This is a genomic window from Gelidibacter algens (assembly GCF_001678675.1).
GTDB classification, from domain to species: domain Bacteria; phylum Bacteroidota; class Bacteroidia; order Flavobacteriales; family Flavobacteriaceae; genus Gelidibacter; species Gelidibacter algens.
On sequence record NZ_LZRN01000069.1, the window covers coordinates 1 to 11,407 of the forward strand.

General features: G+C 33.8%; 10 protein-coding genes. 9 read left to right on the plus strand and 1 reads right to left on the minus strand.

Features of this window, described 5'->3' with window-relative positions; genetic code table 11:
• The first annotated feature begins 401 nt into the window (after window positions 1–401).
• The 9 genes from A9996_RS20745 to A9996_RS18215 all read left to right on the plus strand — a co-directional run bounded on the left by A9996_RS20745 (window position 402) and on the right by A9996_RS18215 (window position 10,712).
• The gene (locus A9996_RS20745; protein WP_146608928.1) at window positions 402–3,116 is read left to right on the plus strand and encodes a winged helix-turn-helix domain-containing protein; all 2,715 of its coding nucleotides are present in this window, start codon (window positions 402–404) and stop codon (window positions 3,114–3,116) included.
• A 234-nt stretch (window positions 3,117–3,350) separates the two neighbouring features.
• The gene (locus A9996_RS18180) at window positions 3,351–3,557 is read left to right on the plus strand and encodes a hypothetical protein (protein ID WP_066438677.1); all 207 of its coding nucleotides are present in this window, start codon (window positions 3,351–3,353) and stop codon (window positions 3,555–3,557) included.
• Between the two features lie 29 nt (window positions 3,558–3,586).
• The gene (locus A9996_RS18185; protein ID WP_066438679.1) at window positions 3,587–4,207 is read left to right on the plus strand and encodes a hypothetical protein; all 621 of its coding nucleotides are present in this window, start codon (window positions 3,587–3,589) and stop codon (window positions 4,205–4,207) included.
• A 653-nt stretch (window positions 4,208–4,860) separates the two neighbouring features.
• Window positions 4,861–4,971 (plus strand): helix-turn-helix domain-containing protein, encoded by a 111-nt coding sequence (locus tag A9996_RS21090; RefSeq protein ID WP_083994027.1) that lies wholly within the window; start codon window positions 4,861–4,863, stop codon window positions 4,969–4,971.
• Window positions 4,972–5,123: 152 nt separating this feature from the next.
• A complete protein-coding gene (locus tag A9996_RS18195; protein ID WP_066438683.1) occupies window positions 5,124–6,116 on the plus strand; it encodes an alpha/beta fold hydrolase in 993 nt (330 codons plus the stop codon).
• A gap of 96 nt (window positions 6,117–6,212) precedes the next feature.
• A complete protein-coding gene (locus tag A9996_RS18200) occupies window positions 6,213–6,794 on the plus strand; it encodes a hypothetical protein (RefSeq protein WP_083994028.1) in 582 nt (193 codons plus the stop codon).
• A gap of 15 nt (window positions 6,795–6,809) precedes the next feature.
• Entirely contained in the window at window positions 6,810–7,457 is a 648-nt protein-coding gene (locus A9996_RS18205; protein ID WP_157487252.1) for a DUF2306 domain-containing protein, read from the plus strand.
• 77 nt (window positions 7,458–7,534) lie between these two features.
• Complete coding sequence (locus A9996_RS18210; RefSeq protein WP_248912383.1) at window positions 7,535–9,883, plus strand: TonB-dependent receptor; 2,349 nt, start codon at window positions 7,535–7,537, stop codon at window positions 9,881–9,883.
• 4 nt (window positions 9,884–9,887) lie between these two features.
• Window positions 9,888–10,712: a DUF4249 domain-containing protein gene (locus tag A9996_RS18215; protein WP_066438693.1), complete on the plus strand. Its 825-nt coding sequence runs from the start codon at window positions 9,888–9,890 to the stop codon at window positions 10,710–10,712.
• A gap of 146 nt (window positions 10,713–10,858) precedes the next feature.
• On the opposite strand, the gene A9996_RS18220 is transcribed toward A9996_RS18215, so the two are convergent.
• On the minus strand, window positions 10,859–11,275 hold the full coding sequence (locus A9996_RS18220) for a hypothetical protein (protein ID WP_066438695.1): 417 nt from the start codon (window positions 11,273–11,275) through the stop codon (window positions 10,859–10,861).
• Window positions 11,276–11,407: the final 132 nt, after the last annotated feature.

The following is an 11,407-nucleotide window of genomic DNA, read 5'->3' on the forward strand; positions in this document are numbered from 1 at the left end:
ATGACTTTTTCTTATTGATGGCTTTAGAGGTTTGATAACATCTGTTTAATACTAAATTTTGTTCCCGTTTAATGAGTCTTTAGAATATCTATAATTAGATATGGAATTTTTCAATATTCGCATAAGTTTTTGTGTTTATTCAATAAATTGTTTTTTGTTGGTGAAAAAACATTGGAAACCTTTTCTCCAAACCATCATCTTAAGTAAATTAGTTTATTCTTGTTTGACATTAGCGCCTATTTTTTTATTGCATTTCGAAGAAATTAATGATTGATAAGAACTAAACAGTTTAAAGGGCATCAGTATACAATTGCACTTATATTTTAGATTATGAATAGCAGTAAATTTAGGAGTTTTGGATGGACTGAAGTCGTATAGGATTATTCAAACAGTCTCCTAATTTGAGAGATATTAATTTAATTCCAACTATGCTTTTAACTAAACTTCATATACCTTCACTCGGAAAGAATTTAATTCCACGTTTAAATCTTTTTAATAAATTAAGCGAAGGTCTCAACCGTAAATTAATTCTTATTTCTGCTCCTGCCGGATTTGGCAAGACTACCCTTATAAGTGATTGGATCAATCAATACAAGATTCTAACTGCATGGGTTTCCTTGGACAAAGGGGATAGTGATCCAGTAGAATTCTTGCGCTATATCATCACAAGTATTCAAACTATTAGTTCAGAATTTGGACAAAGTGCGATGTTGCTTTTAAAATCTCCCGACAAACCTAATTATAAGTCTATTACCAATTTGCTTCTGAATGATATGCTGCAAATTAAGCAGAATGTTCTATTGGTACTTGACGATTTTCATTTGACCGATACAAGCGACATTACAAAGATAATAGCCGATTTGCTGGAACGCCTTCCAGATAATATTCATATCGTAATCTCCACCCGATCAGATCCAGCGCTTCTTTTAGCTAGGTTAAGAAGTCAACATCAACTTGTTGAATTGCGATCATCAGATCTTGGTTTTTCCGTAAATGATATTTACGTCTTATTTAATAAAAAACTAAAAATCGGCTTATCAATTGATGATGCCTATTCTCTTGAAAATAAGACGGAAGGTTGGATAGCCGGCCTGCAACTTACGGCATTATCAATACAAGGCCGTAAGGACGTTTCTGGATTTATTCAAAACTTAAAAGGAAATAACCGATATATAATGGATTATCTGATTGAGGAAGTACTTAAAATACAATTAGATGATATAAAAGAATTTTTGTTACAAACATCCATATTAGAGAGATTTTCTGCTTCCTTGTGTAATGCCATTTTGAATAGAGATGATAGTCAGATAATTATTGAGAAGCTAGAAAATAATAATCTATTTATTATCCCATTGGATTCAGACAGAAATTGGTACAGGTACCATCATCTCTTTGCTGATTTGTTAAAACAAAGACTCTTACTTAAAGATAAAACTTTAGTTGAAAATCTTCATAAAAAAGCCGCTAAAGGGTTTGAAGATAATGAAATGTATGATTTAGCCATAGAGCATAATTTGGTCATTAAAGATTACGTAGGAAGTATTCAATTACTTGAAAAGGTAGTTGAAAAAATGTGGAAAAATGGCCTTCATTCCGCTATTTCAAGTTATGGTGAATTGATTCCACAGGATGTGATAAAATACAATCCTGAATTCTGTTTATATTATTCATGGATATTAATTAATAATGGAGAAATTCAAAAGGCCGAACCACTTTTGACATTTGCTCAAAAAATAACCAATAATAAAATACGTGATAAAAAAACAGACAAGCAGGAAGTTGAAAATTATATAAAATTGCAGGGGAAAATTGCGGTTGCCTTTGCCCATTTAAATTCAAATCTACAGAAACCAGATATAACTTTGGATTATTGCCAAATAGCCTTTCAAAAACTTCCCAAGGAAGATACCTTATGGCAGGGTTGGACCTGGAATTCTAAAGGTATTGCAGAATTGAATAAAGGAAATACCAAAGAGGGTATAGATGCATTGATCATCGCTATAGAATTCGCAAAAAAATCAGGTAATCTATATCTTATTTCATCAGCTACTTCATCTCTATCCTTCCGCGAGTCAATCTTTGGTCAGTATAAATCTTCATATAAACGCTGCTCTGACCTTTTGGCTTTTATGAAGGAAAAAGGATATTTGGAGATTGCAAAGGCAGAATGGACGTATGCAGGGATATTTACTAGGATGTCTGTTACAGAATGTCTTTGGGCCGATTTTGATAAAGCTTTGGAAAGTGTAGAAACAGCATATAAACTATGTAAAAATGAAAATAATATTACTCAAAAAATAATAGCCTTACTAGCGTATTCATATATTTTGCATGCTCATGAAGATAAAACTGGAGCGGTGAATAAGTTAAATGAATTAGAGGGAGTACTCAAACAGTTTAAGATTTCACCTTATATTATTACAACTTATGTTGGATGGAAAATTTACTTACTAATTGAAGCATCTCAACTTGAGAAAGCAAATGATTTTGCAAAAGAATGCGGATTGGAAATTAATGGAACAATTTCCTATCAAAATGATCATTCATATCTAAATTTCGCTCGTTTGCTGATAGTACAATATCAATTTGATGAAGCAACAACCATTCTATCTAAAGTATTCACATTAGCAAGTGCTGGTGGTAGGACTGATATGCTGGTTCAAGTTGAAATTTTATATGCTATCCTAAATATAATGTCAGGCTTTCAGGAGAAAGCCATTAGTAACTTAATTGCCGCGATGGAATATGCAGCCGATGAGGATTTATTAAATTATTTTCTTTTTGACTTAATTACTACAAATAAAATATTGGAAGACGTTTATAAAATACATGCAACAACCAAAACAAAAATCCCAAAGACATTTATCGACAAACTTAAGTCAGCAATTAATAAAAAACAAAAACGTGTAAAAAATTATACAAATTTTGAATTAAGCGACCGTGAACTGGAAACACTAAAACTTATTGGCCAAAACTTAACGAATCTGGAAATTGCGAATAAACTGTTTGTTTCTGTCAACACTGTTAAAACACACTTAAAGAATATCTTCCTAAAACTCGATGTAAACTGCCGCTCTAAAGCTGTTACGAAAGCAAAACAAGCTCAATTGATGTAGTAGTCTTACTATACTCCCAATTTGGAGAACAGCTCAAATGTATCACTTAATCACGGGGTTAAAATTATAAAATATTCTACTGTCCTAAATTTGGGGGACACCATAATCTGCCAGTAATTGGCAATTCATACTAGATTGTCTTCACGAAATTATTTATTCAGAAAATCACCCACACGGGTGATTAATCTCAACTGGGTGCCTCCTACTTTTGTCCTGTAATTAATTCTTCAAAATATGAATAACATAACAAAAATAATGGTCAAAGGGCATCTTGATAAAAAATGGAAAAAATCCTTTGATGGGATGAATGTCTCTTATGATGGAGATAATACGATTCTTTCTGGAAAAATTAAAGATGACGCATTTATGCATGGAATTTTAAACCGGATAAGGGATTTAAACTTGAAACTTATTTCAGTTTTTACATCTGAAAATAAGTAATTATCATCTAAAAATAAATAAAAAAGGATATGCAAAACAAAATTTTATGGATTGGACTTGTATTAGTTTTAACAAGCAGTTTAAAGGTGAATGCCCAAAATGCCCAACAAGATAGTATTTACAAAAGGTTTTTTGTTGGGAGCTCACTCTTGATGTTAGGGAATTTTGACACAAAAAACAGCCCTGAGTATGTGCAATTAAATTTTGGATATAGGATAACCCCTAAAGATGTTGTCTCTTTAGATTTAAAAAGATCCGTTTATAATTTCCCAATAGGTCTCCCTTTCGGATCATCATCATATGATAAACCGGGAGAAGAATATCCCGGACATGGACGCATAGTTGCCCCTACAATAGGATATCAGCGTTTTATATGGAAAGGTGCCTTCGCATCTGTTCATGCATTGAATGCTTTTGAAAAATATTTGGATGAGAATGATAAAAAGATTGGAAATGGATACACGCTATATCTGAACTTCCATTTGGGTTACCAGTTTAAGTTTTTTAAAAACCGTATCTTTTTTGAACCAGCTATTGGATGCAGTTATTGGCCAATAAGAAATAATGTTCCTCAATCTTTTAAATCGGTAGAAGAAAAATGGCCTAACTACTTTATTCAACCGGGGCTTAATTTTGGGTATAATTTTTAAACCAACAATAATAAGATGAAGGCCGTTATTCCCACCAAGTATGGAACTCCTGAATGTTTACAAATTTAGGAAGCGATAAAAACACATTGGGAATGCTAAGTGCTAGTTGGGAAAATTAACAAAATACAGTTCATTTTAATTTCTGTATATGTGATAAGGATTCAAAAAAAACAGCACAACGTTCCTTGTAAGTTTAATAAATAAAAATGATGAATTCTTAAATACTTATGGAATACAGAATAATAAATATCAATATCCAATGGCATTCAAAAATAAAATAATATCAAAACTCTTCATTACAGAAGCTCCTTACTTATTCATTATAAAAAAAATGAATATGGCATACACATCAGAAACAAGAAATATTATAATTAACGAAGAAAAGTCTATTAAATATCAAAAATCAGGCTTGACCGAGGAAACGGCAAGAAAGTTACATTACAAGTTATCTCAGAAAATGGAGACGAGAAACTATTTGTTAAACCTGAACTAAAGTTATCTGAACTTGCACAATTGATGGATGTTCACCCTAACAATTTATCACAGGTAATAAATACTTTCGAAGAAAAAAATTTCTATGATTACATAAATTCTAAAAGAATAGATTTTTTTAAAAAAATACATTAAATCACCAGAGAGTAAAAAATAATACAATTCTTTCTTTGGCCTTTGACTGTGGCTTTAACTCAAAATCTTCATTCAACAAATACTTCAAAAAAGAAACCAATTTGACGCCTACAGAATATATCAAGTTGTTAACCTAAACTTGTTAATCTAAACTTAAGCCTTAACTAAATACTTCAAAGTAGCAACTTTCATACCCGTACGTTGTTTGACATTGATTTATGTGCTTGCCTGTAAGCTAGGACGTTTAATTGATTTTGATTAACAAATCTTTGCAAAAAAATCAACATTTATGAAATCAAAAAAAAAATTATTAATAGTTACTTTATCAATTCTTGTAGGCATTCAATTTTCCTGCTCGGATATTGACCCAAACGAGCCAGGGGCTCTGGTTCCTAAAACTGCCGAACAGGATGCAAATATCCCAGCCATCGATGTTAATGGTACACGACTTCATGCTGAAACCTTTGGCGATCCTAATAATTCAATGGTTATCTTTTTGCATGGTGGACCTGGCGCTGATTACAGAAACGGAATCAATGTTAAAGAGCTCGCAAACGACGGCTATTATGTGGTTTTCTATGACCAAAGAGGATCGGGTCTTTCAAAAAGACACGATAAAAACAGCTATACCATACAAATGATGATTGATGATTTAGGCGCTGTCATTGAGTATTATAAAACCTCTCCTACCCAAAAAGTATTTCTTATAGGTCATTCTTGGGGAGCCATGTTATCTACTGCCTATGTAAATCAAAATCCATCAAATATTACAGGACTCATTTTGGCCGAAGCTGGAGGATTAAATTATGATGATTTTACCACATATGGTGAGAGCAGCAAAAAATTGAATCTATTTTCTGAAACTACCAATAATGTCCTTTATATCGATCAATTTTTCACAGGCAAAGAAAACCAACATGAAATTCTCGACTACAAATTAAATATCAGATCGGCATTCTCATTTGCGCCAGGTAATGAAGAAGGTATCGAAGGTCCATCTCCTTTTTGGAGAAATGGCGCTATGGTATTGGCTGGATTGGCGGATATCGCTGAAAAAGATAAATTCGACTTTACGACCAATCTAGGACAATATAGCACCAAGGTATTATTGTTGTACGGCGAAAACAATAAATCATACGGTCTCTCATTTGCACAAAAAGAAGCCAATTATTTCCCCTCCAGTGACATAGCAAAAATTGAAAATACAGGACATGAAATGTTCTATTTCAATTGGAACAGTGTTCATCCAAAAGTACTGGCATATTTAAACACCTTAAACTAAAATAGCAATCCTAAAATAATGAAATCAAAATTTATAATACTTGTATTAATCTTGATGACCATAAATTCCTTCTCTCAAAACTTGAACTGGAGGAGCATGACATCAGAACAAAGGCATCTTTTTAATATAAACTTCGGATTTGACTATGGAACTACGGTAGGTATTGGATATGGCTATAAATTTAACACAAAACTCCCTATTGTTTTGAACACGGAATTTTCTGTACCGTTTGGCGAAAAGATAGTAGATGATTTGAAATCGAAAATAGGTGGACAAATCGAAATTCTGAATATAAATGAATTCTCAACGACCTTAAAAGCTTATGGGGTTTTTAGGCGCTATGAGAATAAATTCACGCGCCTTTTCAATATTGGAAGCGAATTTGCAATCGTTTCAGGATACTACAAGCCCAAATGGTATGTGGCCGGAGAATTGAGCTTTGATAAGGCGATTACTACCCATGTGAAACCTAGCGATTTGACTAGAACCTATTTTCCAGAAGCAATAGATGGTTGGTTTATTCCTTCTGGCGGAAATTTTTCATATGGAATTCAGACTGGATATTCCTTTGGAACAAATGAGATAAACTTAAAAGGTGGTAAGGTGATAGAAGAAGATTTTAAGTCCGATTCATTTGTTCCGTTCTATTTGAGTCTCGGATATACCAAAAGAATTTAAAAAGATATCATATCCGTGAATAGAAGTCTCATCATAATAGCATCATGCTTAGTGCTAACGATTGGTTTTTTACCATTTGGCTATTATCTTTTAAATGTTCCATTCGGCCTTTTTAATATGAAAAATAGAGAGATTACCACCAATGTGTTTTGGCAGCTGTTCTTTCATTTACATATTGTCTTTGCTGCCACAGCACTTTTAACAGGTTGGTTACAGTTTAGATTAAAACTTTCAAAGGGTCCACATTATCATTGGCATGGATTCATCGGTGAGATTTATGCCATTTCGTTTATCATTTCATCGCTATCTGCACTATACATCAGTCCTTACTCAAATGGTGGAACTCCTGCTTTTCTTGGATTTTTTACCCTGTCAATCCTTTGGTTTGTTATCACCTTATTGGGTTATATAAATATACAAAATGTAATCACCATAAGACATCAACAATTGATGATTTACAGTTATGCACTCTGCTTTTCTGGAGTCACATTAAGATTGTGGCTTCCGACGCTTTTATTATTTATAACAGAATTTGACTCAGCTTATAATATTGTGGCTTGGTTATGCTGGATACCGAATTTAATCGTCGCACATATCATCAATAAAAAAATCAACAAAACAAAAAATTCCAATCACATATTTCAACTTAAAAAAAACAAATAACAATTAATAAACAATGAAACAAGCAATGAAAATGAATTAAAAAAACAAAGATCTGTAGAAATTCCATCCCCATTATCTTGATACTATTTTTACTTTCTATTAAGACCTTCTCGCAAGACAATGCCACAATAAATGGTATCATACGAGACTCCGGTAGCACCGAAACCCTTATTGGGGTGAATATTTACATACCAGAACTAAATGTTGGGACCAGCACCAATGAATATGGATTTTACTCTATCACAATTCCGACAGGAACTTATGTTTTTCAATTTAGCTATATCGGCTTTCAGCCTTTCGAAGAGACCATTGCAATCAGTCAAAATATTAAAAAGGATTTTGCTCTAACGGAAGCCAATGAGACTTTAAATGAAATAACCATCACTGAAAATAAAAAGAGAGCGGATATCAAAAAGGCTGAAATGAGTGTGAACAAACTCACAATACAAACCATTAGGGAAATGCCAGTGGTGATGGGAGAAGTGGATTTAGTCAAATCAATCCTACAACTCCCTGGAGTCACAAACGCAGGTGAAGGACAATCTGGTTTCAATGTAAGGGGCGGATCTGCCGATCAGAATTTAGTTCTTCTGGATGAGGCAACCATCTATAATACGTCCCATCTTTTCGGTTTCTTTTCTGTGTTCAATTCTGATGCCATCAAAGACTTAAAACTCTACAAAGGAGGTATTCCGGCTAGGTTTGGAGGACGACTTTCATCAGTCTTGGATATTTATCAGAAAGAAGGTAATAAAGAGAACTATACATTCACTGGTGGAATTGGTGTTATATCAAGTAGACTTATGGCTGAAGGGCCTTTGTTAAAAGGAAAAGGATCGTTTCTTGTAGCAGGCAGAGGGTCTTACGGACATTTGCTATTGAAAGCGAGTGGCAATGAGAATTCGGCTTATTTTTATGACCTGAATACTAAAATAAGCTATGATTTAAATACGAAAAACAGTCTTTATCTGTCTGGATACTTTGGCAGAGATCTATTCGATTTGAATGGTGGGTTTATCAATACCTATGGTAATACAATTGCCAATTTACGCTGGAATCATCTCTTTACAGACAAACTTTTCTCAAATCTCTCATTGATCTATAGTGATTACTATTATGGTTTAGATATAGATTTCTATGGCTTCAGTTGGGACAGTGGTATAAAAAACTTCAATTTTAAGTATGATTTTAAACATTATTTGAACAGCGCAACAAAATTGACTTATGGAATCAATGCTCAATATTATGATTTCAATCCAGGAACAGTAAAGCCAAGTGGCGAAGATTCTGGTATCATCAGTGATCAACTGGATAAAAAATATGCTTGTGAGCAAGCCCTTTATTTTGAAGTAGATCAAAAATTGTCCGAAAAAATAAAAGTCAATTACGGCTTAAGATACAGTTTGTTCCAAAGATTGGGTGAGCAAACCATTAACGTATATGAAAACAATCAGGCTGTTCTATATAATGCTGATTTAGGTATCTACGAAAAAGCGATACCCATCGGAACCAAAGATTTTAATTCCGAAGAGATAATTGCAAATTTTGGAAATCTGGAACCTCGTTTTTCTATCGCATATGCTTTGTCAGACAGTAAATCTGTAAAGCTCAATTACAACAGAATGGCCCAATACATACATCTCATCTCAAACACCAGCTCACCCACTCCTTTGGACATTTGGTCACCAAGTGATGATTTTTTCAAGCCACAGATTTCCGACCAATTGGCGTTAGGGTATTTCCAAAATTTTGCAGAAGATTCCTACTCTATTGAAGTTGAAGGATACTTCAAGAAAACAAAAAACATCGTTAATTATATCGATGGGGCCCAATTAATTGCAAATAATGATCTTGAACAGGTTATCCTTAACGGTGAGGGTCGTTCCTATGGTTTAGAATTCATGTTGCGGAAAAATACAGGGAAGCTGAATGGATGGATTTCTTATACCATTTCAAGAAGTGAACAAAAAACCCCTGGCAGGACCGCAGGTGAACCAGGAATTAATGAAGGTGAATGGTATCGTTCTGGCTTTGACAAACTTCATAATCTGTCCATAACCAGTACTTATAAATGGAACGACAAATGGAACTTTGGGTCAATTTTCACCTTACAATCCGGACAACCTACAACATATCCTAAAGGACAGTATAATTATGGAGGCATCAATGTGCCGAGCTACGGTTTGAGAAATGGCAATTCATTACCTGTGTTCCACCATTTAGATCTATCGGCAACCTATGTGCCAAAACCGAAAAAAGTGGAAGGCTGGCAAGGTGAATGGGTGTTCAGCCTATACAATGTCTATAACAGACAAAATGCGGCTTCCATCAATTTTAGACAAAATGAAGATACCGCTCAAAACGAAGCTGTGAAGTTTTCGATTTTTGGGGTCGTACCAGCTATAACCTATAATTTTAAATTTTAATACCATGAAAAAGATACTTATTATTTTATCGTTAATTGCTTTTGTCAGTTGTGAGGACGTCATCACTGTCGATTTAGAAACAGAAGCACCTAGATTGGTGATTGATGCCAATATCAATTGGGAAAAAGGCACTTCAGGAGCTACCCAAACCATTCTTCTATCCCTTTCACATGGATACTATGACAACACGATTCCCAAGGTTTCGGGAGCAACGGTGTATGTTACAAATAGTGAAAATTCTGTTTTCGATTTTATAGAAGAACCAGCAACTGACCTTAATTCTGGCAGATATACCTGTGAGAACTTTGTTCCTGTATTGGGTGAGACATACACACTAACCGTTATTCACAAAGGTCAAACCTATAGGTCTACCGAAAAGCTGATGGCAACACCTGACATTACATCGGTTGAGCAACGTAGTGATTTAGGTTTGAACAATGACGAAATAGGGATAAAAGTGTTTTGGAATGATATTCCTAACGAGCGAAACTATTATTTAGTTCGATTTGAATCTGTCGCAAATGCATTTCCCGAATATACAATAATCGATGACCGATACAATCAAGGAAATGTAATGAATGAGTTATATGGTGATGAAGATTTGGAAGTAGGAAACACCGTCAATATAATACTTTATGGCATTTCTGAAAGATATTCCAATTATATGGGAATACTTATTGCTGCGTCCACTGGTGGAGGTGGTGGCCCATTTCAAGTCACACCTTCCGCAGTAAAAGGAAATATCGTGAATCAGACAAATACAAAGGATTATGCTTATGGGTATTTTCGTCTCGGCGAGACGGATACTTTACCGTATGAAATACAATAAATAAATAATAGGCTGCCTTAATCTTTAGACAGCCTATTATCTAATTTGTACTGGTATGAAAAAATTTTCTCAATTACAATATTTTAAAGCACTTATAAATCTTGTCTTAAACCTTCTCATTAAATAAAACAAAAAATTATACCAATTTAATTTTTCATGAAAATAATCCAATCCCATTCGCTTGGATTTCCTACGCCAACGCTCGGTGTGTAGCGAAATAATTTGACCGTTGCACTTGGATTCGACTTTAGATATTCCCGTACTTTAATTAATTTTTGTATCGAGGACCATATTTGCAAATAATCATATGATTGGTTTTCGAAATTGAAAATGTTTTGGAAACCATTTACTGGATAGACTGCATCCGTTGTATTTGCTACTTCAAATTCATCCTGATTGATAAAATTTTGAGGGAAATTTATTCCACCCAAACCATTCCAAATTATGGAACCATCAAATAGGGTTTCGGTTAATTCATTATAAATTAACTTTATACTTCCAAAATCCGAAGGAGTGCTGTATTCACTTGTAATGGTAAAATTATTTGATGAATCTGAAAACACTAATTCTTTACCAACCTTAAAAAGAATTTGTCAAATAGTCAACTTTTAATATTAGCACTTTATTTGTGAATAATATATCCTCCTCTGTGTCCTTATTATTTGGAGAACATGAATGTAGAAATATGATAACGG